We start from the raw sequence: 25,848 nt of genomic DNA on the forward strand, positions 1-25,848 counted from the left end.
GAAATGAAAAAACAGGCACACCAAAGCAATGGATTGGAACTGCAAGCGTGTTCGGATGCACGCAGCAAACATCGTGAAGAAGCATGGAAGGCTCCTTTACATTGGCTCAAGAAGGAGAAGCTGCGGGAGGAACTACGCACCTTTCTGGACACTCGTGTACAAGAGGTTTCATTTACTACCTGGAAAAAGGAGAAATCTCCCTGTCGACAGGTTTGTCGGTTTTTAGAAGAAAAGGAATCTGAGTTGAAAAGTTTTCATGAAAAAACCTATGAGGAACTTAAACAGAGTCTGACCGCATGGCTGCTTGCAAATGGGTATGTGGTGTATAAGAAGCACTATCGTAAGGATAGAGGGAAATATACTTATCAGGATGCGGATGCAATCTGTTATTTAAAAAAGATCTATCGATTTTTAGGCAAAAAGGAGGAGTCGGAAGTTTCGGATCCGTGGGACTTGCGTTCCCTGGATATTCCTCCGGAACAAAATCCAATCAATCCACATTATCGGTTAGATTTTGTAGGAATCAAACAAGATGCAATGCGACAGGAAGTGAAAGACGTGTTGGCTTTTCATGCTCGATATAAAGCGGCGGAGACACTGCGGCTGGAATTGTGGGCAGTAACCGCTTTTTCCCGTTTTTTGCAGAAGAGCTTCCCAGAAGTGGAGTCGTTTAAACAGATTCAAAGAGTGCAACTGGAAGACTACCTTATCTATGTACGGACAGAATCAAAACTGAAAAGTTCCAGTTATGCTTCGCAGTTTGTACATTTAAAGAATGTATTCATTGATCTCGGACAAATGAAGGAATGGCCGCATTTGACCAATCTCTTTTTAAAAACAGATTTTAAGACACGGATTACAATCAAAATGAAAATCTATTCGGAAGAAGAACTGAAACGACTGAATCAAGGAATTGTAACATTGGAACCACAAGTTGCACGGGCACTGTTCCTGCATCAGATTCTGGGGCTTCGAATTTCAGATACACTGACGCTGCGAACCGACTGTCTTCTTGAGAAGTGTGCAGGTTTTGTGATTCGCATCCACCAGCCGAAAACGACATCCTATGAAAAGCCAATCACGGAGGAGGTGATGCAGTTGGTGCAGGCCGCAATTTCGAATACCTTTCAGAACCATGGAGAAACGGACTATATCTTCGTTCAGGATCGCCATCCGGAAAAACCGATGTCCTATGGGAAAGTGGAATATCAATTGAAGGCAATGATTCGAGAAAAACAAATCTTAGATGATCAGGGAACTCTCCTTCAATTTGGTACACATATTTTTCGGCATAATTATGGAAAGAAATTGGCGGAATTGGGGCTGGATGATTATACGATTATGCAGCTTCTTGGACATTCTACGTTACGATCGATACGACATTACCGGATGTTAGGTAGCAAACAGTTAGCAGAAGAGACAAGAGAGATGCGCAACAAGCTGGATCGGCGCATACGGCCATATTTACAGGAGTGGGGTTATGAAGAAGTATGAGAAAATGCTTGAAGTTAATCGGAAACGAAATCAGGAAAAGGAACAGCTTGCTCGGAAGGCCATTTTTTCTCTGAAACAGGAAGGCCTTCCGATTTCAGTTGCAACATTGGTGCAACGTACCGGATTATCAAGAGGGTACTTTTATAAAATGAAAGAAATCAGAGACCTTTGGGAAAAGGAGCAGGCAACTGGGGTTCAGGAACCTGTAGGAGAGTTTATAGATCCACGTGATAAAGAGATTGAGAAGTTGAAAGCAGAGCGAGATTATTTGATAGAAGAAAAAAAGAGACTGGAGCAAGTCTTAAAAAAATATGAGCTTGGATTTTTAACGAGAAAGGACAGAATGTAATCCCGTTAATGAACTATAAGTGTGCATATTGTGTATTATGTAGAACCGTTGTAATTCTAAAGGCTGCAACGGCTTTTTTTATGGGAAAAGAACAGGAGTACATATATAGGCAATGAATACAGGGCATGACGGGAGTTTGTCCACCGGACACGGAAATTCCATTTCCGGTATGCTCCGGCGGCTGGAATCCATGTTCCTGCAGGCGGCAGATTTCCCTATAGATGCCATACGGGCGCAAATTGCAGAGGGAATTGATCTGATTATACATTTGGGGAGACTGTCGGACGGGAGCCGCAAGGTTTTGGAGATTGCCGAGATCGATGGTGTTTCTCAGGGGGAAATACAGATCAATATGCTTTTTCGTTATCGGCCTTCCAAGGGGCTGATTCGGACAACAAATCATTTGATTCATACAGAAAAGCTGGAACTCAGAGGGATAGCGGCATATGGAAATTGATTATTCAGAATACAGATTGTCTGGAAAAGAAACGATCACTTTTTTAGTGGCAGGGTATATGGTAACCTTTACAGTGCTCTTTTTGTTTTATCACAGTATTGCTTTTTCTTTGGCAGGAGGAATCCTTCCCTATTTTGCGCTGAGGAACTATAGGCAATGGAAAGCGGAGAAAAGACGGACGCTTCTTACAATACAATTTAAGGACCTGTTGTATTCACTTTCCGCATCGATTGCGGCAAATTTTCAGATTTCTGAGGCCTTGGCAAACGGCCTTGAAAGCCTTAGAATGCTCTATGATGAAAGCACTCCCCTCATAAGTGAATTGAAATACATGGTCAAAAATATATCTGAGAACAGAGAAAGCGACATACAGATTTTTCTTGATTTTGCAAAGAGAAGTCACTGTGAAGATATTGATAATTTCGTTCAGGTTTATATGACCTGTAGAACGATGGGAGGGAATCTTGAAAAAGTGATTAAAAGTACGACTGAGATTATCGTAGATAAGATTAATATTGAAAGCGAGATACGGACTTTGACTGCGCAGAAGAAATTTGAAGGGAAGATTATCAGTATGATGCCCTTTGCGATTTTGCTGCTTTTAAATCTGTTTTCTCCGGATTATCTGGAACCTCTGTACACAACTCTGACAGGAAGAATCGTTATGACAGCGGCCCTTGGAGGATTGGTTTTTGCCTTTTTTCTGACTGAGCGTTTGACGGCTATTGAGGTGTAAAGTGAACATGTTACAGATGTTTGAACGATCCCTTGCCGAGCGGTATGCCAGACTCTATGGAAAAAAGAACTTTCAAAAAAAGGTAGAAAAGGAAAGAAGAAAACTACTATTCACAGGTGCCGCAATCCTCGCTTTTTTATGCGCGGCTCTGCTTTTCGGGCTTGCGGAAGGAGAGGAAAGCTACGAATATATGAGGTTTAATCAAAAGGGGGAACTGATCGAAATAAAACGACCTTCCGCGGAGCAGGGCGCAATTTCCTTTTCTGCCCGGGTACAAATGGGAGCAGGCGCGTCAGCCAGGACAAAGGAAATTTTTATAACGATCGATCCGCTCGGAAGTGCAGAGGAAGTGGATCAGGATGGGATCCTTCCAGAAAAAACAGAGGAGGAAAAGGAAGAAGATGAATTAAATCAGCTGATTGCCGGATTTAACTCGGATACGACAAATTCAAAGATAACGATGCCGAAGGAACTGAAAAACGGGGAAAATCTTGTATGGAAAAAAAGTGAGGATTCCGGTCTTATGCTGTATTTCACACTGGCGGTCGTAATGCTGTGGATGCTGTACAAGGGACGCTTTTATACAGTGGAGAAGGAAGAAAAACGAGCCAGAGAATCAATTATTCGTGAACTTCCGCAATTTATCAACAAAATGATACTTTTGATAAGCGCGGGAGTTGTTCTTCACACTGCGTTTCTGAAAATAGTGGATGATTACGAAAAAAGCGGGAAGCACGGAAGCTATTTTTATATGCAGCTGACTCAGATTGGCCGGGCAGTTCGGGAAACAAACGGCTCGCTCTGTCAGGAATTACAGCAATTTGCAAAGAGGAGCGGCGTAAAAGAGCTGATTCGGATATCAAATATTTTGAGCGACAATTTAAACAAAGGCGCGGATTTATCGGAAAAGCTGAAACAGGAAAACAGCTTGCTCTGGCTGGCAAGAAAGCAGCAGTCTGAAGAGAAGGGGAGACTGGCGGAGACAAAGCTGACACTGCCGCTGATGATTCTTTTGCTTGTTTTGATTATGATGACGATTGCACCGGCGATGATGGAAATATAAGGGGGATAAAGAATGAAACGAAAGAAATGGATTCACAATAACAAACGGGGAATGGAGATGGTACAGGTGGCGATCCTTGTGGCGATTGCCATCATATTAGGACTGATCTTTAAAAATGAAATAACAAACTTTGTAAATAAGACATTCGAAAGTCTGAACAGCGGCTTCTGATGAATCGAAAAGGGACGGCAATGGTAGAAGCGGCGGTGGTTTTCCCGATGGTTATTCTGACTGTAATGGCTTTGATCTACATGTTTCAGATTTTTTTTAGAGAAACAGAAATACGGGCCGACATGCATAAAGCGCTGCGGGCAGAGAGCGGGAAGTGCTGTCAGACGCTTCAATATCAAGAAAACATTCAATCTCCCTTTCCGATTTACCGGAAAGGAGAGCGGCTATACTGCCGGGGGACTTTGCAATCCAAGGAAAGAGGCATTTTGAAAGCGGGAGAGAAAATGCTGTATTCAGACAAATATCTGGACGATGAACGGGATTTTATTCGAAAGATCGATCTCATCCCTCAAAGGGAGTTTTATGATGAATAAGAAAGGAAGCGCTTCTGTGTTCCTTGTGTTTATTCTGACAGCTGTGATTTTCATGACTGCCGCGTTTATCTATGCTGCCAAAGAGATTGCCTTTGAAAGCTATGAAGATGGGTTATTAGGGATTGCCTCCAGGTCGGTTCTTTCAGAATTCCATACCGAATTGAAAGATCGATATGGTATCTTTGCCTTCGAAAGCCACGGCAGTGACACGGAGGCCGACATAAGGGGATATGTAAATGAGTCGCTGCTGGTTAACGGGGAACGACGTCTTGAAGAGATTAAAGTGAAATTTGGGGACTACTCGCTGGGCAATCCGGAGGTTTTTAAAGAGCAGATCTTGGATTATATGAAGTTTGTCATTACAGAGGATCTGTTTTCACAGGAGGTGGAGGAAGAGGAGTCTCAGGGACACAGAAAAAGCCGGACTCTGAGGAACGAGCAGATTATTCAGGGACTGCCATCGCGACCTATGAAAGAACAGAGCGAGAGCTTCCTGGAGTGGGGAAAAAATATCGCTTCCCAGATGGGAAATGTGACACAGATTTTTGATCAAACAAAAGAAAACTATCTAATGAATAAATATATTCTTATGCATTTTAAAAATAAAATAGACAGGCCGTCATCTGAGCCGTCCTTTTTTGAAAATGAAGTGGAATATATATTGGAAGGTGACTACAGCAACGAAAAAAATTATGAGAAAACGCGAAGGGGCCTTGTTCTTTTTCGAAGCAGCCTCAATGCTATCTATCTTTATGTCAATCCGCAGAAGCGGGCAGAAACCCTGGCTGCCGCGGAGATTTTAACGCCGGGACCGGCCGCCGTGGTGACGCAGGCTGTTCTGATTGGAACATGGTCTCTTGCAGAGGCAGAAAATGACGCGAAGCTTTTAGAGCGTAAAAAGCCGGTAGCTTTGTTTAAAGACGACAGGACCTGGGCAACGGATTTGCAGTCGATCCTGGATAATAAAGAAAAAGGATGTATTGAGACAAAAAGTAAAAAGGGTCTGTATTATGAGGACTATTTAATGATTTTTCTTTCTTTTCAAGATGAGGAACTCAAACTGATGCGGATTATGGATTTGATTCAGATTAATATGAAAGGAAGCTGTGACAAAGATTTTTTGATACGGACATTAAACTGCGGCTTTCAGATGAAGGCTGTGATTAACGGCAGGGAATATGCGTATGAAACAAGATATTAATAAAAAGGGGTATTTTACACTGGAAGCCGCTATTGTCCTTCCAATCTTTGTAATAGGGATCCTGTCCATCGGATATTGTATGAAGATTTTCAGTACTGCAGAAACAATCACTTATTCTATGATGGATGAAACGGGGCATCTGGCAGCGCAAGCATATGGAAAACCGGTTGCGCCGGGATTCCCAGCAGTACTGAAACAGCGGATTAGAGAAGAAAACAAACGAATTCGGCATATTAAAATTACGGAGTTTCAATATCGCCACAGTGGCAGAGGAAAAACGGATTTGATTACAGTGGCCTGCAGATATCAACTTGATTTATCTCTGCCATTGCATCTGCAAGATAATTTTGAGATGGAAAGTAAAATTCAGTGCAGAGGATTTGTGGGAAAAAACAGCAGAGGAAGCCCTATGAATTTTAAAGAGATGGAGAAAAACGGGGACGCTTCACTGGTATGGATTTTTCCGATGTGGGGAAAAAAGTTTCACAAGGAAACTTGCATTTATGTAACAAACAACCCCAGACAGATGGTTCTGACAGCCGAATTAAAAAAACGTTTTAAAGCATGTGAGCTGTGCGGAGCCGAGCGTGTTCTGACGGGGTCCTATGTATATTGTTTTATGCGTGCCGGAACAGTTTACCATAAAGATAGTTGTAAAATCGTTGATAAATATACAATTGAAGTTGAAAAAAGGGACGCGCTTGCGAAGGGATACATACCCTGCAGTAAATGTGGAGGAGGATAACATGGAGATTCGAAATAATGACTTTAAACTGCAGTTGAAAGATGGCTCTATCAAAGAATTTGAAAAAGTGGTGCTTTCATCTGGTATTTGTGATCTGTTTATGCCGATGGGATTTGTGCGGCTGGAAGACGGAGAACTGGTTTCTTATAACTGCAGTGGGTATACAGCTCTGCGGCAGTGTAATATCAATGAGGCAAAAGAAGCTTTTGAAATTCTGGAAAAAACATTGCTGTTAGTAAACCGAGCAGGAGAGTATCTGATTACACCGGGAAAAATAACACTCAATATGGATACCATTTTTTATAACCGAAAGACCAAACAGGTAAGAATCGCGTACGTTCCTGCGGAAGAACCACAGCTCAATCTAAGGGAGAATGTAGCAGAATTTTTTACACAGATGGAGGGAAAACTGAAAAAAACAGAGAGAGCTTATCTGGAAAAGATGAAAACACAGATGGAAGAACATAATTATTATATAGGGGATCTAATCAATATGATTGGGGAAATCCGTAGAAAGCTTTACATGTCTGATAAAGCGTCGAATCTTGTGGAGATGTCTGATTCAGATGGACAGGAGGGCCAGGAGTAAAGATGTGAAATTAATAACTAACGAGAAAAGCTTGAAAATTCTGAAATAATATGTTAAACTAATTACAAAAATATAACAACTAAATACTTCGGATGAGGATAGCTTTAGACATTCTATTTAATTAGGAGGCCGAAGAAGCAAATCAGAATAGTGGCAGTTATTCTGTGGAAACTGACAGGCAAAAGGAAGGTTATCTGACGAGTCTTTGGAGAGATCACTTCAGTGTGGCGCCTACGTGGATATAACCAACTGGCAAAGGGACAGAGAAATATGCAGCACCGGCTTTGGTGAAGTATATTTCTCTTTTTTATGTATACCCTGAAGCCGAAAGGAAAAGGAAATATTTTTTCTGCATGATGTATTTAGTTTTCTACTGCTGAGAAAGAACCCGTAAAAACGGATCAAACGCGAGGAGGAAATGAGTATGAAAATGTTATTAGTAGGAGCGGGAGCGGTAGGTGAATCCATTCTTCGTATTCTGCAGGTAAGAGATCCGGAAGGAAAGTGGCTGGAAAAAGTTGTAGTGGGCGATTACGATTTTGATAGGGCAAAAGAGGTCTGTGAACATCTGGCAGGTGATAAGCGTTTCACTCCGCAGCAGTTAAATGCGAAAAATACGAATGAACTGGTAGAAATTATTAGAAAGCAGGACTGCAACTTTGTGATGGATGCAGCCGCGCCTTTTGTTTCCAATAATATTTTTGACGCTGCTTATGAAGCGGGAGCTGATTATGTGAGCATGGGGACATGGTCTGTGCCGTACGACCCACCTATTTATGGAACACTGGAGGAAAGCTTTTCTGAGCCTATGTCCAAATACAACTTTGATCGGCATGAACAATGGAAAGAAAAAGGGAATATGGCTTGTATCTGCCTCGGCATCGACCCGGGCGTTGTAGATGTATTCGCCAAATTCGCGGCGGAATATCTGTTTGACGAGCTGAAAGAGATTCATGTAAAAGATGGAGGAAATCTGGAAATCCCAAGTGCGGGTGAAGACGATATCACCTTTGGGTTCAACGTCTGGACTGTACTTGACGAATGTATTAACCCAAATGTAGAGTGGGATAAGGAGAAGGGTTACATAACGGATGTTCCTTTTGCAGGAGAAGAAGTTTTTGAAATGCCTGCTGGGGTCGGCCCGAATACGATGGTAAAAATCGAACATGAAGAAACCGTTTTGATGCCGCGGTTTCTGGAGAAATATGGTTTGGAAAAATGCACCTTCAAGATCTCTCTGGACGAGAATCTGATGCAGGCGCTGAAAGTTATTACAGCACTGGGACTGCGCAGTCTGGAACCGGTAGAGGTAAACGGGGTTAAAGTGGTTCCTAGAGATATTGTCGCGGCCTGTGCGCCTCAGCCGAAAGATATCGGAGATGAGATGATCGGAAAAATGTGCGTTGGAATCCATTGCAAAGGAATCAAAGATGGAAAAGAAAGAGAAATTTTTATGTATCAGCCCTTTGATAACCAGGAATCCATGAAAAGATGGAATATGCAGGCGGTTGTTGCCCAGACCGGATTTGGAGCGGCTGTGGGAATTGAATTGATCGGCAGAGGTATATGGAAAGACGCGGGAGTCTTTGCGCCGGAATATTTTGATCCGATTCCGTATCTGGAGATTATGGATGAAGCAGGCTTTGAATATGGTTTTGTAGAAATGGATTCTCCTTATAAAACGGCTCAAGACAAAGAAAAGATGGCGGAAATCTTTGCAAAAGCAAAGAAAAAGTAATAAAATAGAAAGGCTTACATTCAAAAACTATGGGGTATGCTCCGCCCCATAGCTGACTTTTAAAAGGAGGTGCATGATGAGTCAAAATCAAACTCAGGCACATACGCATGGTGTCGCAGGACTGAAAAAGCATGATATCCGGGTTTCAGGGATTGTATTTATGCTCTACTGTCTGGTAGCAGCAGGAGCTTTCGGGATTGAAGAAATGATCCCGGAGGCAGGTCCGGGAATGACGCTCATTCTCTTAATTGCGTTTCCAATTGTATGGGCGTATCCGATTAGCAATTTAGTCGCAGAGCTGGGATCCGTCCTCCCTTCAGAAGGAGGCGTATACGTATGGGCAAAAGAAGCCTTCGGCGAGTTCTGGGGCTTTCAGGCAGGATGGTGGGGGACGGTTTCCACCTATATCACAAATGGAGTATACGTTGCTTTAGTTGCGGGATATGTGACACAAATGATCCCTATGTCAGAGGTAGCCGTTCACGCACTGAAAATTGGAATGATTTTAATTTTCACAGTTATCAACCTGATGGGATTGAAAGAAGTAGGAAGGGTTAGTACAATTCTTTCAATCTTGATTGTACTTGCGTTTGCGTTGGTAACGGTCGTAGGACTGTTGAATTGGCAGACGAATCCGATGGATCCAATCATGCCGGAAGGATATTCGATTGTTGATGGGATTGGTGGAGGAATTTGCATCTGTGTATGGATGTACTGTGGTTATGAATGCATTTCCAATATGGCAGGAGAAGTGAAGAATCCACAGGTAATTCCAAAAGGACTTATGATCGCTATGCCGCTGGTTGCGCTTACTTATGTACTGCCTACTTTAGCGGGGCTGGCGTCGCTTCCGGAAGGAAGTTGGGAAAACTGGACAACAGATGGCGGTTTTTCCGGTGATACCATCGGATACGCAACGGTATTGACAGCAAATCTCGGGCAGGCATGGGGGTATATCTTCCTTGTAATTGCCATTGTTTCTCAGTGCGCGATTTTTAATACCTACCTTGCTTCCGGTTCAAGAGGCTTTTTTGTACTGGCAGATGACAATTTATGTCCGAAATTCCTTGTAAAGGTGAGCAGAAAAAGAGGAGTCCCTTATGTTGGTATTCTGTCACTTTCAGTTGTAACTCTGATTCTGGCACAATCGGACTTTACGACGCTGGTCAGTGCAGAGGTCGTATTTATGCTTGCGCTGTATATGATTCTTCCGCTATCTGTGATTAAACTTAGAAAGACGATCCCCGTAGAAGAACGAAAAGCGAGAGGGCTTTATGTAATGCGCGGAGGAAAAGCAGGGCTGGTCTTTTACGCAGGGGCGCCGATTGTAATCGCGATTATTGCGCTTCTTGTAAATGGGACGGATTATCTGTGCATGGGTCTGATCGCTATCAGTACTGGACCGATTGCCTATATTATATTTAAAAGACTCTATGGCGGAATGGCGAAAAATGATCCGGAACGCTATCCGGTTAATAAAAAAACAAAGCTGGCGATGGGAGATACAATCAGGATTGGGGTGTATCTTATTATCGCAGGAGCCTTTGCGTTTCTTGGCCAGTTCTGGCTGCATTGGTATGAGATTACCTGGGGCGAATGGGAGCCGAGTGATTACGATATGTTTTCAAACTCCATACCTCAGGTACTGGAAGCCTTGAAATGGGGAGGCTTAATCGCAATTGTCATTGGTATAGTATTGGCTCTTGCAGGGAGAAAATTGGAGCGGAAAGAAAATCGGCTGCAGAACTAAATAATAGTCGAGATAGGCAAATAAACGAAACCGGTTAAACAGACAACCGATTAAAAAAGCAGGACTCATAAGAAAAAATGGGGCCTGCTTTTTTAATGGTTTTTAAGGCTTGTTGGTCTATTTTTCTTTAGAGACTAATAATATGTACAAAGCTTTATGAGAGAAAGAGGGAATGAGATGAACCGGAGAAGAAGAATCAAAAGAAGGCCGGCTGTATACAGGGGAAGAAAAATACAGGTGAATTTTGTGCCTGTTATTGTTATAATATGCTTGTCAGTCTGTGCCGGATATCTGACAGCAAAATATGTTGTCTATCCGATTTTAGGCTCTGAGCCTGCCGGCCTCAATATTTTTCAGGAAAAAGAATCGAATGAACAAAAATCTGAAGAAACAGAGGCTGAGACGACGGAATCGGCAGCGGAAAATAAAAGCACAGAAGCAAGCGCAGAGACGACAGTCGCCTCCGCCGGCGTAATTGAAGATCAGGTAGAACTGACGCAAACACCGGAATACGCAATTCAATTTGGCAGTTATTCAACCAAGGATGCTGCGGAGAAAAGCGCAGCCCAGTTAAAACAGTCGGGAATCAAGGTTGAAGTTGTGGAAAAAGACGGAGCATATAAAGTAATCAGCAAGCTATTTGACACGAAAGAGAAAGCGAAAGCAGTGCTGAACGAGATGGATGCATCTTTAGGGGCATTTGTAACAACGATTAAATAAAGCAGAAACTGGAGCAGAACATGATACCTTTATCTACGAGGATGCGGCCGGATAATTTGGATGAATTTGTGGGACAGACTCATTTCATGTACAAGGGGTCGCTTTTATACAATGCAATCAAAAATAAAACCTTTGATTCTGCCATCTTTTTTGGGCCTTCTGGTACAGGCAAGACAACGCTTGCCAGAATTACGGCCAAAGAAATGGATGCGGATTTCATAGAAATCAACGCGTCTACAACCGGAACAAAAGAGTTGAAGGAAATTTTGGAAAAGGCTAAAAACCGTTTTTTTGGCCTTATGAAGGAAACGACTTATGTGTATGTGGACGAGTTTCACAGATGGAATAAGCTTCAGCAGGACTCGCTTTTAAAAGCGCTGGAGGAAGGGGTGATTCGTTTTATCGGAAGCACCACAGAAAATCCCTATTTCGCTGTAAATAATGCGATTCTCAGCAGGGTGAGAAATATCTATGAGTTTCGGAGGCTGCGAACAGAGGATATTCATAAACTTCTGAAGCGGACGATTAAAGATAAAAACAAAGGTCTGGGAGGGTGGGGAATATCCTATGAAGAAGAGGCCCTATACCTTTTAGCAGATATGAGCGGAGGCGACGCGAGGGTGGCTTTGGACACCTTAGGATTTATTGCAGATAATCTCAGCAGCGGAGAAGTTATGAGCAAAGAGATCATCGGAGAAGCGATGCAGCGCCAGACAACTTTTTATGATAAAAGCGAAGATAAATACAACCTGCTTTCCGCACTGCAAAAGTCCATAAGAGGAAGTGATCCGGATGCGGCGATTCATTATCTGGCAAGACTTCTTGAAGGAGGAGGCGATCTCCAGATGATTGGGAGGCGGCTCCTTGTGATCGCCAGTGAAGATGTAGGGATGGCGTATCCAAGCGCTATTACCATTGTCACGGCCTGTGTGCAGGCGGCTCTTATGGTAGGGCTTCCGGAGGCCCAGATTAATTTGGCGCAGGCAGTTGTACTGATGGCCTCCTGTCCAAAATCCAATGCCGCGTGTATGGCGCTGGAACGGGCAAAGAGCGATCTGAAAACGAAAAAAATTGATGATGTGCCGGCTCACCTGAAAGATTCCCATTACAGCGGAGCAACCAAAAGAGGACATGGGATCGATTACAAATATCCTCATAATTATGGCGGGTATGTGACACAGCAATATTTGCCGGACAATTTGTACCACCAGGGAGTGCGGTATTATGAGCCTACCAGTAATGGAAGCGAATCATCTTTTAAAAAATATCTGGAGGAACTGAAAAAAATTGATGAAAGAAATCATAAGGGCTGATCATTCCGGATTTTGCTTCGGAGTGCGGGAAGCAATCGCGAAGGCAGAGGCAGCTGTCAGAGAGTATGACAAAAGAATTTATTCTTACGGGCCGTTAATTCATAATAAGCAGGTAACGGATCGTCTCGAGAAAAAAGGTGTGAGAGTGATTGAAAGCCCGGATGAAGCGGAGTGCGGAGCCGTGGTTATTATTCGATCCCATGGAGTCGGAAAACGGTTTTACGAAATCGCAGAGGAAAAGAATTGGACTTTGATTGATGCAACCTGTCCCTTTGTTGCCAGAATTCACGATCTAGTGCGAGCAGCAGATGAAAAAGGAGAACAAGTTTTGATTGTAGGTGATGCAAATCATCCGGAAGTTCAAGGGATTAACGGGTGGTGCGGAAATTCGGCGATTATCGTAGGGAACTCGCAGACTATCCCAGACATGGAAGCGGAGCATTTGTTTGTAGTAGCGCAGACGACGATTCCCAAACGCCTTTTTGAAGGCATCTTAGAGGAATTGAAAAAGCAAAGAAAGGAATTGTCTGTCAATCATACAATATGCAGCGCGACGGAGAATCGCCAGCAAAGCTGCATGAAAACCGCTCAACAAGTGGAGTTGATGCTGGTTTTAGGGGATCGGAAAAGCTCCAACACAAAGAAATTGTACGATATTTCAAAAAAATATTGCAATAACACATATTTTGTTGAAAATATAGAAGATTTACCATTGAAAGAAGTTGAAAAATGTAATAGAATAGGAGTAGCAGCGGGTGCCTCGACGCCTGAATGCTTAATTAAGGAGGTTATTGCCAATATGAGTGAAAACACACTTGAAAACAATGAAATGAATTCAATGGACGCCTTAATGGACGAAATCGAAAAATCCTTAAGGCTGCCCCGCAGCGGAGAAATTGTAACCGGAAAGATCCATCAGGTTACAGACAGAGAAATTATTGTCAATCTCGGCTGCAAAAAGGATGGAATTATTCCATCTGATGAAATTACACTGGAAGGAGATCAAAAGCTAACTGACTTATATCATGAAGGCGATGAAATTCAGGCAAAAGTTGTAAAGACAGACGATGGCGACGGCAGCATCCTGCTGTCCAAGAAAAAGCTGGAAATTGGCGAACACTGGGATGAAATCAACCAGGCGCTTGAAGATAAATCAAACATTGAAGTTAAAGTTGTCAGACCGGTTAATGGTGGCGTAATTGCCGCTTATAAAGAAGTTTCCGGATTTATTCCGCTTTCACAGCTCTCCGATCATTACGTGGAAAACGTAGACGAATTTATTGGACAGACTCTTACAGTCAAAGTATCCAGAGTGGATCTGAGAAGAGGAAAGGCCGTATTCTCCCACAAACAGTATTTGAATGAAGAAAAGAACAAGAGAATCGCGGAGATCTGGGAAGGTCTGAGCGTTGATGATGTAGTAGAAGGTACTGTAATGCGCTTTACAGACTATGGCGCTTTTGTAGATATCGGCGGAATTGACGGACTGCTGCATATCTCTGAAATCTCCTGGGGCAAACTGAAGCATCCACAGGAAGTGCTGAGCATCGGCGATAAGATTCGCGTAAAAGTTCTCTCGATGAATCAGGAAAAAGGAAAAATTTCCTTGGGTCTGAAGCAGAACCAGCCGGAACCGTGGAGTGTAATCAACGAAAAATACGACGTTGGACAAATTGTAAACGGAAAAGTTGTGCAGCTTAAGGAGTACGGCGCGTTTGTAGAACTGGAGCCGGGGCTTGACGGACTTGTACATATTTCCGAGGTTGCCCATAAACGGGTTGGAAACATTGCGGACGAGCTGTCCGTAGGTCAGGAAGTTGCGGCCAAGATTCTGGAAATTGATCAGGACAGAAGACGTATCAGCCTGAGCATCAAAGAAGCGTTGGACGAAATGCCACAGCCTGAGGAAGAAGTCTCGGAAACTTATGAAGAAGAGGCAGAACCTGCGGACGTACCGGCAGAAGAAGCTGCTATGGAAGTGGAAGAAACCAGCGAAGAAGCGTAAACTTGTAAAATAAAAGAACAAGTAAAGGGCGAGAGTTGAACCTCGCCCTTTTTCTGTAGAAAGAGGATAGACTTATGAACAACATCATCCTGGTGGGAATGCCGGCCTGCGGAAAAAGTATTACCGGCGTTGTTCTTGCCAAGACCATGCGGAAAAGCTTTATTGATACAGATCTTCTGATTCAGGAAAAAGAAGAACGTCCGCTGCAGGAAATTATTAACGAAGAAGGCCTGGAATATTTCAAAAAAGCGGAAGAAGACGTCCTTACAGAACTGGAAGTGGAAAACGCGGTCATTTCCACAGGTGGAAGCGCGATCTACTACCCGGACGCCATCGCTCATTTGCAAAAAGGTGGAATTATCGTTTATCTGAAGGTGTCGTTAGCTACAATCGAAGAGCGGCTGGATAACATTAAGACAAGAGGAGTCGCTATGGGGAAAGGGGAGACTATCGAAAATCTTTATGAGCGGAGAGTTCCCCTCTATGAAAAATACGCGGACGTGACCATTGAAGCCGATGGCCTGACGGTTGAAGAAACAGTGGAACAAATTGTGCAGTCTTGTAAATGAAAAAACGGAAGAGGGGAATCTTCCGCTTTTATTTTGACGCTTCGATTAGCTCCCGCGCCGACTGAAGCGTAGTTTCTGTAATATTGATTCCACCCAGCAGCCGCGCGATTTCCTCGACTTCCTCTTCCTTTTTTAGAGGGATGACAGTCGTATAGGTATTGGTATCATCGGATTCTTTGTAGATCTTATAATTGTGGTCGCCGAACGCCGCGATTTGAGGCAGATGGGTGATGCAGAGAATCTGATGGTTCTCCGCGATCTGTTTTAATTTTTTTCCGACAATGCTGGCAGTGATGCCGCTGATTCCCGTGTCGATTTCATCGAAAATCATCGTTGGAATTTCATCATAATCGCCGACGATTTTTTTAAAGGCCAGCATGATTCGGGACATTTCACCGCCGGAGGCGATTTTGGAAAGGGGCTTCAGCTTCTCTCCCTTGTTGGTGCTGATAAGAAATTCTACCAGATCCGTTCCATTGTCCGTATATTCCCTGCTTTCCTTAAATTCGATGACAAGCTGCGCGTCTTTAAAATTCAGTTCTGCCAGTTCCGCGAGAATTTTACCTTCCAGCTCTTTCGCCGCCGTTTTTCGAAGCTCGGTCAGCTCGTGGCTGGCGGCTTTTAATTCCGTTTCGCATTTTTTCCGTTCCGCGGTCAGCTTTTCCCTCGCGCTGTCCACATTTTCTACCTGTTGGAGCCGTTCTTCCAGTTCCTGTCCGTAGGCGATGATTTCTTCCAGGGAAGCGTTATGCTTCCGTTTTAACGCGTTTAAGGCTTCCATGCGGGAAATGGCCTGATCCAGCTCATCCGGAGAAAATACCGTATTGTCGCGAAGCTCCCGTACCTGGCTGCACAGATCCTCCAGCAGGTAATAGGAGTCTTCCATCTGGCGGTAAATTTCCGCTAAATCTTTCGAATATTCCTGAATTCCGCCGATCCGATCCATCGCCTTTTTCAGACCGGACAGAGCGGCATATTCTTCCCCATTTGTAAGCTCATAAGCCTCAGCCAGGCTTTCGTAGATGGTCTCGCTATTCTGAAGCAGATTGATTTCTTCTTCTAACGTTTCATCTTCGCCGGGAGTCAGATTCGCTTTTTGGATTTCTTCCAGTTCAAACCGCATAAAATCAAGCTGGCGCTGGTTTTCAGCAGCGTCGGCGAGGAGGTGCTTTAGCCGGGAAGAAAGCTCCCGATAACGGGTAAAAATTTCTGACACCTTCTGTTTTGCCGGGAAGATGGAATCTTTTTTATAAAGATCCACCAGCTTGATATGATACTCCGGATTCAGAAGGGATTGGTGGTCATACTGCCCATGAATGTCCGCCAACTTTTTACAGATCTGGTTGAGATTCGCCAGGGTGACGATTTCGCCGTTGACTTTACACAGGTTCTTACCGGCTGCAGACACTTCCCGTGTGATGACATATTCCTCTCCTTCATGGGTTCCGGCTAGCTGAACAATGGCCTTAGTGGCTCCGGAGCGGACAAAAGCGGTATCCGCACGACTGCCCAAGGCCAGACTGATGGCTTCGATGACGATGGATTTTCCTGCCCCGGTTTCCCCTGTGATGATATTTAACCCTTCGTGAAAGTCGATATCCACTTCTTTAATAATCGCGAAATTCTTGATACTGATATGAGAAATCATGAATTACCTCTTTATGCCCTATCCCAGCATTTCATTAAACTCTTTTAGAAATTCAGGGGTGTTTTCCGGATCGTCGATGATGATCATCAGTGTGTTGTCGCCGGCTACAGAACCGATTACATGAGGAAATCCCAGGGAATCAATCGCTTCTCCCGCGGCGTTCGCGCAGCCGGAAAGCGTCTTTACCACAACAAGATTTCCGGAAGAGTCTACGGATTTGATCGTTTCTCTGAATATATTTACAAAACGATCGGAAACAGGACTTTCTACATTTGTAGCAACTGCATATTTATATTTTCCGCTGGAGGAAAGTGTTTTTATCAGATGCAGCTCCTTTATATCACGGGATATCGTTGCCTGTGTGACGTCATACCCGTATTCTTTCAATAGGGAAGCCAGCTTGTCCTGGGTCTCCACCTCATACTTTTCGATCAGTTCCAGTATTTTGCTTTGCCTCGAATAACGCATGGTATTCTCCTTTAATATACATTTTTTATTAAGTTTATACATTTATAATTATACCATATCCTGCGGAAAAAGCTACCGGAAAATACGTTTTGAGAATTGCGGAACGTATGTTTGTGTGATATACTAAATAAGCGCATTTATAAGGAAAAGGACGGTGGGAGAAAGGGTTTATGCGGATACTGGGAATTGATCCGGGCTACGCGATTTTAGGCTACGGAATCATTGAGATGAGGGGAAACCGGTTCAAGGTCATCGACTATGGCGCCGTAACTACGGAAGCGGGTATGGAGATGCCGGACAGGCTGAAGGTTTTATACAATTCTCTCATGGAGCTGATCGGGCGTTTTGAACCGGAAGTGGCCTCTGTTGAAGAATTGTTTTTTAATACGAACGCGAAGACCGCCATTCTGGTGGGACAGGCCAGGGGAGTCGCGCTGCTGGCGTGTTCCAATTCAGGGCTGGAAATCGCGGAATATACGCCCTTGCAGATTAAGCAGGCGCTGGTGGGAAACGGCAGAGCGGAAAAGAAGCAGGTACAGTTTATGGTAAAGACCATTCTGAATCTGAAAGAAGCTCCCAAACCGGACGATACGGCGGACGCCCTGGCCGCGGCCATTTGCCACGGACATTCCGCGGGGGCGAGAAACAGGCTGAAAGGATTATAGGAGGAACGCAATGCTGCATTACATAAAAGGCACGCTGGCTATGAAACTGGAAAGCAGCGTGGTGGTAGAAGCCGGAGGACTGGGCTACGAACTTTCTGTGCCAGCTAATTCCAGTATTTATCTGGCGAAGGAAGGGGAAGAAGTTACCGTTTTTACAGCCATGATCGTAAGGGAAGATGATATCAGTCTGTACGGCTTCGGAGAAAAAGCGTCTCTCGACACGTTCCGCAAACTGATCAGCGTCAGCGGGGTGGGAGCGAAGGCGGCCCTGGCGATTTTATCCGCTATGCCGCTGAATGAAGTGCATCAGGCGATTGTGACAGAAGACGCGAAAACCCTTACTCGGGCAAACGGCGTTGGGAAAAAGACCGCGGAACGGATTGTGCTGGAACTGAAGGACAAATTCGGGCAGCTGGAAGACGCGGTCCTGCCAAAAGGCGAGGAAGCCGCGGAAACGGCGGGAGACAGTGCCGGAGACAACCGGGCCGAAGCGGTAAAAGCATTGCTCGCGCTGGGTTATACCAAGGGTGAAGCGGTGAACGCGCTGGCAGCGGTAAAGGAAACGGATCTTACCGTGGAAGAATACATCAAACAGGCATTGAAAAAACTGTTTTAGAGGATAGCGTATGGGAGAATATGAAGGAAGAATAACTGCGGCAAACGCAGGGGAAAACGAAGAGATTGCGGAGTTTACATTAAGACCCCAATCTCTGGCGGAATACATCGGGCAGAAAAAAGCGACCGACAATCTGAAGATTTTTATTGAAGCGGCGAAACTGAGAGGTGAGCCTCTGGATCATGTGCTTTTTTACGGACCTCCCGGACTGGGAAAGACAACGCTGGCGGGGATTATCGCCAATGAGCTGGGGGTAGATCTTCGGATCACGTCCGGACCCGCTATTGAACGGGCGGGGGATCTGGCGGCGATTCTCACAAATCTCAACGAAAACGATGTGCTTTTCATTGATGAAATCCATCGCCTCAATCGGCAGGTGGAGGAAGTCCTTTATTCGGCTATGGAGGATTTCGCTCTGGATATTGTCATTGGAAAAGGGCCTTCCGCAAGGTCTATCCGGCTGGATATTGCCAAATTCACCCTGATAGGGGCCACCACCAGGGCGGGGAGCCTTTCAGCGCCTCTGCGGGATCGATTCGGGGTCAGCTGCAAGTTCGAGCTTTATACAACGGAAGAACTGATGCAGATTATCCGGCGATCCGCGAAGCTTTTAAATGTGGAAGTGGACGAGCCGTCTCTGAAAGAAATGGCAAAGCGCTCCAGAGGAACGCCCCGTGTGGCCAACCGGATTTTGAAACGGGTTCGGGATTTTTCCCAGGTAAAGGGAAACGGCGTCATTGATCTTGCGATTACGGAGAAGGCGTTGACCGCGCTGGGGGTAGATCCCATGGGACTGGAGAGTCTGGATCGGGAAATCCTGCGGACGATTATTGAACGTTTTAAAGGCGGTCCCGTGGGAATCGACACGATTGCGGCTTCCATCGGGGAAGAACGGGTTACCATTGAAGATGTATATGAACCCTATCTGATTCAGGCAGGTTTTCTGCATCGTACCCAGAAGGGGAGAGTGGTTTCCGAACAGGCTTACCATCATCTGGGGATTGCTGTGGACGATGAACAGAGCGGGCAAATAGAAATAAAAATTGAGGAATAATATATGAATATCAACGAATTTGACTATCATCTGCCGCAGGAGCTGATTGCGCAGAAACCGGCGGATCGGAGAGACGGATCCCGCCTGATGGCAGTGCACAGAGACAGTGGAAAGGTGGAGCATCGTCATTTTTATGACATCTTAGAATATCTGAATTCCGGGGACTGTCTGGTTTTAAACAACTCGAAGGTCCTTCCTGCCAGGCTTTTCGGAGAAAAGGAGCAGACTGGGGCAAAAGTGGAGTTCCTTTTAATCAAACGGATCGAAGGCGATGTGTGGGAAACCATGGTGCGTCCGGGAAAACGGCTGAAACCCGGCGATACGGTAGCATTTTCCCCTTCCTTTAAAGCGGAGATTGTTGACTATGGACAGGACGGGACGCGGCTCGCCAGGTTCCGATATGACGGCATTTTTATGGAACGCCTGGAAGAACTGGGGAAAATGCCTCTTCCGCCTTATATTGAGCGGGCCAGCGACGCGGAAGACAGCGAACGTTATCAGACGGTTTACTGCAAAGAAGAAGGATCGGTGGCCGCGCCGACAGCGGGTCTCCACTTTACAGAAGAACTGCTGGAGCAGGCAGATAAAAAAGGCGTTCAGATCGCCTATGTGACCCTTCATGTGGGAATCGGAACCTTCCGGCCGGTCAAGTGCGAAAACATCGAAGACCATCAGATGCATTTTGAAGAATACGAAGTGACGCAGGAAACCGCGGATCGGATTAACCGGGTAAAGCGGGCAGGAGGGAGGATTATCTCTGTGGGGACGACCTCCACCAGAACGCTGGAAAGCGCGGCCGTTTTAAAAGATGGACGTTATGAAGTCAGAGCCGGCAGCGGGAGCACAGGGATTTTTATCTATCCCGGATATGAGTTTAAAATGATTGACTCGCTGATTACGAATTTCCATCTGCCGAAATCAACGCTCCTGATGTTGATTTCCGCTTTCTATGACCGGGAAAAAATTCTGGAAATCTACGATACAGCGGTAAGGGAAAAGTATCGGTTCTTCAGCTATGGGGATGCGATGCTGCTGATTTAACTAGCTACGAGCGCCTTTCCAGCGAAAGGAAAGGCGCTCAGACGTTTGAGGATTTTGTGATAATCACAGGCTGAAAATTGACTTAAAGGATGGGTTGGAGTATAATAAAAAGGACTATTTTGTAATGGTTTTCAAGGAATGAGCCTTGTGCAAAAGGCGTTCTGGTAATGTCAGCTTTCGATCTGACATGTGTGAAAGGGATTTTTCCATTGTTCACACTTTTTTAATATAGATTCATATTTCAGGGGTATATTTCATGTATTGCAAAAATTGTTTCAAGAAAATCAGTTCACGCAGTCATTTCTGTAAATACTGTGGCGCTCCTGTTCAACCAAGGAAAAAAGAAAAGGAAGAAGAGCAGGAAAAGATATCTGTACAGACACCACCAGATGTAGAAGAATCAGTAACAGAACCGGAAGGGATGGAACTGCCGGCATCCACGTTACCGAAGGCAGAGCCTGCAAAAGAGACGAAAAAGGAATATAGCTTTAAACTTCGTTCGGAACGGGAAAAGGAATTCCCGATACCACCAAAAGTTATCGGAATTGTCATCGGGATTATCTTGATTTTTCTGGTGCTGTTTGTGCTGATGAGGAGTTCTATTTTTCAGAGCGAAGACTCTATCAACTACAACGATTACATAGGCGTATGGCAAGAACGGGGCGTTGAGGATGTGGAAACTTCCGGAGGCGTACGGCTGGAAATCCTGTCTGTTGACGGAAGCACCATGGTGATTTCCATGGGATTTTATGACGGAGGCGCGGCTTATAACAGTATTCGCGTGGAAAATATTGGGGCAACGCTGAAGGAAGGTTCCGCCTACTATACGTTCTCCAATGACGGATATGGCAATAGCGGAAATGGCGTTCTGACCTTTAACAACAGGAGTATCCAGTGGAGAAGTGTCATCAATAAAAATGAAGCTAAAAATTATGAGGTATTTAAAGTCGCCAATTCTGTTCCGGAAGAAACAGAGCCTTCACAGGAGTCAGAAACTACAGAAGCGACATCTGAAAGCAAGACAGATAACGATTACGTTTTGCCTGACAGCTCTACAAAATATCTGACAGAAGAAGATCTGCAGGGATTGACAGCAGAAGAACTGCGGATTGCCAGAAACGAGATTATGGCAAGGCATGGACGGCAGTTTAATGATCCGGCGCTGGCAGCTTATTTTGAGAGCAAAGATTGGTACAACGGAACGGTAGATCCGGAGACCTTTGACAGCCAGGTTGGAGAGATTCTGAATGAGTATGAGATGCAGAACGTGGAACTGATTCAGAGTATGGAATAAATTTTTAAGAGAGCGGTATTTCAGAGCAAATGCCGCTTTTTTAATCAACGCGAAAGTTGATTTTGTTTTGCGGAGAAGTATATAATAGGGTTGTGAAGTCGGCAGAGAGGAAACTGCCAACGGTGGAATCAGATCGGGAGGGCAGCAGGAATGTATAACATCGCAGTCTGCGAAGATGAGGAACGGGATTTGGAAATCGTAAAGCAGTTACTGGAACTCTATGGCGCGCGGCATGAATGGAAATATGCGTTAAAAACATATGATACAGCGAAAAACTTTATAAGGGATATGGAACGGATGAAATCTATTCCGGATATCGTGTTTCTTGATATTTATCTGCGGGAGGGAAACGGCGTGGAGGTTGCGAAAGAAATGAGAGCCAACGGATTCGCAAATCCGATCGTATTTCTGACTGCTTCCCGGGAATATGCTCTGGAAGCTTACAATGTAGACGCGGCGCAGTATCTTGTAAAACCTCTGGAGCAGAAGCGTTTCTTTTCCATATTGGATAGATTGTTTCTGAAAACAGAAGAGGAACGGGAACAATGGATGGTTCTGCGCGTTGGAGGAGAGTTCCGCCGTATTCCGCTGGATAAAGTTGTGTATTGTGAAGCACAAAGAAACTACCAGCATCTTTGTATGGAAGATGGAAGTAAATATAAAGTGCGGATGACCATGATCGAATTATTCAGCTATCTTGAAAAACGTTCCGAATTTGTTAAGGTAGGCAGCGCCTATATTTTCAATCTGGCATTTATTGAAAGCATGAATTCGAAAACAGTAACTTTTGGAACAGGAAAGACAATTCACCTCCCCAGAGGTTCCTATTCATCTTTGAAAGAGGAATATTTCCAGTATTACTGCGGTGAGTAAAAAGGAGAAACTTTTTTATGGAAGTGAGTACGATTGGTCTGATAACTTTGTTTCCCCTGCATGCGGTTTCCCTGTCTATGCTGGGGAGATTAAGATATTCAAAGGGCGTTACAGCGGTTATCTGGGGGATATTATGTATATGCTGTCTAACCGTTACTCTTCTGCTGAAGGCGTTTCGTCCGGATTTGTGGGTGGACAGCGCGTATCTTATCACCATTCTGCTGTTTTTCGTGTGTTATGCGTGGCTATCAGAAGAAAACACTCCTCAGATGGTGTTTTTGTTTTTTCTATATTCTTCCACCTTTCTGGCAACCTGCATTTTTTCGGAATTTATTGTTCATTTATTCTGGAAAGACCAGAGTTTGCTTATATCGACGATTATCCGGCGTGTTTTGCAGATTGGAGAGATTTTCCTTTATCTCCGCTGGGGGAAGGAACGATTTGACAAAGTAAGGAACGCAATATCGGAGGGCTGGTGGCCGCTAAATCTAATAGCTGTGATGATACAGACATTTGAAGGAATGATCATGGTGGCGATCTTTATGCGTTATCCGCAGATGCGGGAATGGATTCTGATCCTTTTTGCACTCACCTTTTTTGGGATCATATATGGGGTACTTTTTCGGACAATGAGTCTGATGAAAAAAACGGCAGAGCAGGAAGAAGCCAGACAGAGAGAGCATTTTCTGAAGTGGCAGCTCAATATGATGAAATCGGCAGAGGAAGACGCGAGGCGTATTCGGCATGATGCCCGGCACCATGATCTGGTGATTGCGGATTACGCAAAAAACGGAAAGATTCAGGAATTGCTGCAGTACCTTGACGAACAGGAAGCAGAACAAAGAAGAGGAGCGAATCTGAAGTTCTGCGAAAATAGAGCGATTAACAGCATTTTGGTTTCCTATGTTTCAAAGGCAGAAGAACAGGGAATTTCCACGTCGGTACAGGCGGATGTAAAGCAGGATACGGGCATAAGAGATATGGATCTGACCGCTATTCTGGGAAATCTCATGGAAAATGCTGTGAACGGCTGTTTGACCTCCCGAAAGGCAGAGCGGCGTATTGAAGTACGAATTCATACCAGGTCCGGAAAGCTGGTATTTACCGTAAGGAATTCTTGTAGTGACGATTTGCGCTTTCAAGGTGAAAAAGCGCAAGTTAATATTCGGACAGGTACAGGAATTCAGAGTATCCTGCGTAGCGCGAGGCTCTATAATGGAGAAGCGGATTTCCAGGGTGAAAACGGCGTCTTTGTTAGCAGAGTTTTAGTGAATCTCCATACAAAGTATCAATAAAAAAGGGCGTTTTGTCCTCAAGCTGATATTGCCCTATGATTCTATGCTAGAATAAAATCGGATTTGTAGATGGAAACGACAGTATGAAATAACTAGAGAGGAACGGATCTGTGCAGAGAAAAAATGACTTTAAGAAGATTAAAAGGGATTATACGGAAAAAGCTACCGCTTGGAACTGTAATCTGTTGTTGTTTGTGTGTCTTTTTTGCATTTTAGTAGAATTGTTTAATATCATCCGTGTGGTCGGATTTTCGAACTCCGGACTGGGAACTTTAAACAACCGGATTTATTTCGGTTTCTATACAGCATTGCTTTTTCTTTGTGTTTTGTATGTGACTTTGGAGCTGGCGCTGCGCAGAACACAGAGGATTTCTGTCCGCTATGGAATCTGTATGAGCGGAATGGCGATGATTCTCTTATGGCAGACGCTGTTTCAAATTTACGATATCAGCAGATCTTCGGCCAACGGATATATTACGATTGTAGCTGCGCTTGTGGCGTTTTCGTCAATCGCAATCATGCGTCCTGTCTATGCTGTGGTGAATTTAATTTTCAATTATGGTCTCTTTTTTCTGGCTCTCCGGGACTCGGGAGATCGGTTTAACTTCACGATTATGCTGCTGCTTTGCATGGTAATCTATTTGGTAAAATATAGGAGTTTTTTGTCCGGACTGTTTCAGGAACAGGAACTTCAGTTTGTGCATCATGAATTAAATGATAAAACAGATAAACTGCGTCTTTCCAATGAGCAGTATGAGATACTTGCGCAGAGCAGCAACCTGATTGCGTTCCAGTGGCACATGAAAGAAGGATGGCTTCATTTTGCCTCGAATCGGGAGACGGAATTTGATTGGCCGGATCGGATCGAGGATTTTCTGCTGAAGGTGAGGGAAAGTAAAATCATTCGGGAAGAGTCAAAGCATATTATTTACCGCTGTGAACAACAGGCGATACAGGGAATTTCCCATCAGAAATATGAGATTCTGCTGCCTTCAAAAAATAGAACCGAAAAGTGGTACGAATTGCAGATGACGATGCAGATGGATCGGGAAGGAAACCCGCTTTTGGGGATTGGTTTTTTATCTAACATTATGAAACAGAAGGAGAAAACCGAAAATCTGGAAGAACAGCTGCAGATGGATTCGTTTACGCGGCTTTTGAATAAAGCCGCGATTGAAGAGCGGGGGATGCAGATGATAGAACGGCTCAAGGCAGAAGAAGAGTTATACATGCTGATTACCGATATTGATAATTTTAAGGCCATTAATGATCGGTTCGGACATATTTGCGGGGATCATGTACTGAAAACGATTGCAGATACAATGAATCGCCTGGCTCCGGAAAATATGGAGACTGGACGCATTGGTGGAGATGAGTTTATGGCGCTTTTCTCAGGTGGGCAGGGGAAAGAGATCATAAAAAACTATGCGCGACAACTGCTTGAAGGTACTTCTGAGGTTTTATGGGCAAAAGAAGAATTGCCGGTAAGCCTCAGCATTGGAATCGCTTCAGCCGCGCCGGGAGAAATGACTTACGCGCAGCTATATACTGCCGCGGATAAGGCGATGTATATCGCCAAAAAAGATGGAAAAGGGAAGATCGTCTTTGCCTGATTCGATT

Annotated in this window: 26 protein-coding genes; 24 read left to right on the forward strand and 2 right to left on the reverse strand. The window is 44.5% G+C overall.

Annotated elements, in window-relative coordinates:
- Positions 1–3 precede the first annotated feature (3 nt).
- The 16 genes from H9L42_RS07105 (at position 4) to H9L42_RS07180 (ending at position 15,274) form a co-directional block, all read left to right on the forward strand.
- Positions 4–1,494, forward strand: a complete 1,491-nt coding sequence (locus H9L42_RS07105; RefSeq protein ID WP_187302696.1) for a tyrosine-type recombinase/integrase — start codon at positions 4–6, stop codon at positions 1,492–1,494.
- 4 nt (positions 1,495–1,498) lie between these two features.
- A complete protein-coding gene (locus H9L42_RS17005; RefSeq protein WP_243235699.1) occupies positions 1,499–1,843 on the forward strand; it encodes a DUF6262 family protein in 345 nt (114 codons plus the stop codon).
- A gap of 112 nt (positions 1,844–1,955) precedes the next feature.
- Positions 1,956–2,300 carry a Flp pilus assembly complex ATPase component TadA gene (locus tag H9L42_RS07115; RefSeq protein WP_187302698.1) on the forward strand — a complete coding sequence of 115 codons (345 nt, stop codon included), beginning with the start codon at positions 1,956–1,958 and terminating at the stop codon, positions 2,298–2,300.
- Complete coding sequence (locus H9L42_RS07120) at positions 2,290–3,036, forward strand: type II secretion system F family protein (protein ID WP_187302699.1); 747 nt, start codon at positions 2,290–2,292, stop codon at positions 3,034–3,036. Before H9L42_RS07115 ends, H9L42_RS07120 begins: the two co-directional genes overlap by 11 nt.
- A gap of 7 nt (positions 3,037–3,043) precedes the next feature.
- A complete protein-coding gene (locus tag H9L42_RS07125) occupies positions 3,044–4,099 on the forward strand; it encodes a type II secretion system F family protein (RefSeq protein ID WP_187302700.1) in 1,056 nt (351 codons plus the stop codon).
- 12 nt (positions 4,100–4,111) lie between these two features.
- Entirely contained in the window at positions 4,112–4,270 is a 159-nt protein-coding gene (locus tag H9L42_RS07130; protein WP_187302701.1) for a Flp1 family type IVb pilin, read from the forward strand.
- A complete protein-coding gene (locus tag H9L42_RS07135; protein ID WP_187302702.1) occupies positions 4,270–4,644 on the forward strand; it encodes a TadE/TadG family type IV pilus assembly protein in 375 nt (124 codons plus the stop codon). Before H9L42_RS07130 ends, H9L42_RS07135 begins: the two co-directional genes overlap by 1 nt.
- Positions 4,634–5,845: a DUF5702 domain-containing protein gene (locus H9L42_RS07140; protein ID WP_187302703.1), complete on the forward strand. Its 1,212-nt coding sequence runs from the start codon at positions 4,634–4,636 to the stop codon at positions 5,843–5,845. The genes H9L42_RS07135 and H9L42_RS07140 overlap by 11 nt, the downstream gene beginning before the upstream one ends.
- Positions 5,829–6,590, forward strand: a complete 762-nt coding sequence (locus H9L42_RS07145; protein WP_187302704.1) for a hypothetical protein — start codon at positions 5,829–5,831, stop codon at positions 6,588–6,590. Before H9L42_RS07140 ends, H9L42_RS07145 begins: the two co-directional genes overlap by 17 nt.
- 1 nt (position 6,591) lies before the next feature.
- Complete coding sequence (locus tag H9L42_RS07150; protein ID WP_187302705.1) at positions 6,592–7,179, forward strand: DUF6382 domain-containing protein; 588 nt, start codon at positions 6,592–6,594, stop codon at positions 7,177–7,179.
- Positions 7,180–7,603: 424 nt separating this feature from the next.
- Positions 7,604–8,917 carry a saccharopine dehydrogenase family protein gene (locus H9L42_RS07155; RefSeq protein WP_243235692.1) on the forward strand — a complete coding sequence of 438 codons (1,314 nt, stop codon included), beginning with the start codon at positions 7,604–7,606 and terminating at the stop codon, positions 8,915–8,917.
- A gap of 76 nt (positions 8,918–8,993) precedes the next feature.
- Positions 8,994–10,667: an APC family permease gene (locus H9L42_RS07160; RefSeq protein WP_187302706.1), complete on the forward strand. Its 1,674-nt coding sequence runs from the start codon at positions 8,994–8,996 to the stop codon at positions 10,665–10,667.
- Positions 10,668–10,844: 177 nt separating this feature from the next.
- Positions 10,845–11,387 carry an SPOR domain-containing protein gene (locus H9L42_RS07165; protein ID WP_187302707.1) on the forward strand — a complete coding sequence of 181 codons (543 nt, stop codon included), beginning with the start codon at positions 10,845–10,847 and terminating at the stop codon, positions 11,385–11,387.
- A 20-nt stretch (positions 11,388–11,407) separates the two neighbouring features.
- Positions 11,408–12,700, forward strand: coding sequence for a replication-associated recombination protein A (locus tag H9L42_RS07170; protein ID WP_187302708.1), 1,293 nt, complete (start codon positions 11,408–11,410; stop codon positions 12,698–12,700).
- Positions 12,678–14,705: a bifunctional 4-hydroxy-3-methylbut-2-enyl diphosphate reductase/30S ribosomal protein S1 gene (locus tag H9L42_RS07175; protein ID WP_187302709.1), complete on the forward strand. Its 2,028-nt coding sequence runs from the start codon at positions 12,678–12,680 to the stop codon at positions 14,703–14,705. The genes H9L42_RS07170 and H9L42_RS07175 overlap by 23 nt, the downstream gene beginning before the upstream one ends.
- Before the next feature lie 74 nt (positions 14,706–14,779).
- A complete protein-coding gene (locus H9L42_RS07180) occupies positions 14,780–15,274 on the forward strand; it encodes a shikimate kinase (protein ID WP_187302710.1) in 495 nt (164 codons plus the stop codon).
- Positions 15,275–15,302: 28 nt separating this feature from the next.
- Here the strand turns inward: H9L42_RS07180 and recN are convergent, their stop codons facing one another.
- Both recN and H9L42_RS07190 read right to left on the reverse strand, forming a co-directional pair.
- Positions 15,303–16,922: a DNA repair protein RecN gene (recN, locus tag H9L42_RS07185; protein ID WP_187302711.1), complete on the reverse strand. Its 1,620-nt coding sequence runs from the start codon at positions 16,920–16,922 to the stop codon at positions 15,303–15,305.
- Between the two features lie 18 nt (positions 16,923–16,940).
- Entirely contained in the window at positions 16,941–17,390 is a 450-nt protein-coding gene (locus tag H9L42_RS07190) for an arginine repressor (RefSeq protein ID WP_187302712.1), read from the reverse strand.
- Between the two features lie 170 nt (positions 17,391–17,560).
- On the opposite strand from H9L42_RS07190, the gene ruvC reads away from it, so the two are divergent.
- The 8 genes from ruvC (at position 17,561) to H9L42_RS17270 (ending at position 25,841) form a co-directional block, all read left to right on the forward strand.
- Positions 17,561–18,055 (forward strand): crossover junction endodeoxyribonuclease RuvC, encoded by a 495-nt coding sequence (ruvC, locus tag H9L42_RS07195; protein WP_187302713.1) that lies wholly within the window; start codon positions 17,561–17,563, stop codon positions 18,053–18,055.
- Between the two features lie 10 nt (positions 18,056–18,065).
- On the forward strand, positions 18,066–18,671 hold the full coding sequence (ruvA, locus tag H9L42_RS07200; RefSeq protein WP_187302714.1) for a Holliday junction branch migration protein RuvA: 606 nt from the start codon (positions 18,066–18,068) through the stop codon (positions 18,669–18,671).
- A gap of 10 nt (positions 18,672–18,681) precedes the next feature.
- Positions 18,682–19,725, forward strand: coding sequence for a Holliday junction branch migration DNA helicase RuvB (ruvB, locus tag H9L42_RS07205; protein ID WP_187302715.1), 1,044 nt, complete (start codon positions 18,682–18,684; stop codon positions 19,723–19,725).
- Positions 19,726–19,728: 3 nt separating this feature from the next.
- Complete coding sequence (gene queA, locus H9L42_RS07210) at positions 19,729–20,766, forward strand: tRNA preQ1(34) S-adenosylmethionine ribosyltransferase-isomerase QueA (RefSeq protein WP_187302716.1); 1,038 nt, start codon at positions 19,729–19,731, stop codon at positions 20,764–20,766.
- A gap of 256 nt (positions 20,767–21,022) precedes the next feature.
- A complete protein-coding gene (locus tag H9L42_RS07215) occupies positions 21,023–22,060 on the forward strand; it encodes a YARHG domain-containing protein (RefSeq protein ID WP_187302717.1) in 1,038 nt (345 codons plus the stop codon).
- Between the two features lie 150 nt (positions 22,061–22,210).
- Complete coding sequence (locus tag H9L42_RS07220; RefSeq protein ID WP_187302718.1) at positions 22,211–22,933, forward strand: LytR/AlgR family response regulator transcription factor; 723 nt, start codon at positions 22,211–22,213, stop codon at positions 22,931–22,933.
- A gap of 17 nt (positions 22,934–22,950) precedes the next feature.
- Positions 22,951–24,228 (forward strand): sensor histidine kinase, encoded by a 1,278-nt coding sequence (locus H9L42_RS07225; RefSeq protein WP_187302719.1) that lies wholly within the window; start codon positions 22,951–22,953, stop codon positions 24,226–24,228.
- A gap of 110 nt (positions 24,229–24,338) precedes the next feature.
- Positions 24,339–25,841, forward strand: coding sequence for a diguanylate cyclase (locus H9L42_RS17270; protein WP_187302720.1), 1,503 nt, complete (start codon positions 24,339–24,341; stop codon positions 25,839–25,841).
- Positions 25,842–25,848 lie beyond the last annotated feature (7 nt).

It is taken from the genome of Zhenpiania hominis (genome assembly GCF_014333425.1).
In the GTDB taxonomy this organism is placed as follows: Bacteria; Bacillota; Clostridia; order Peptostreptococcales; family Anaerovoracaceae; genus Hominibacterium; species Hominibacterium hominis.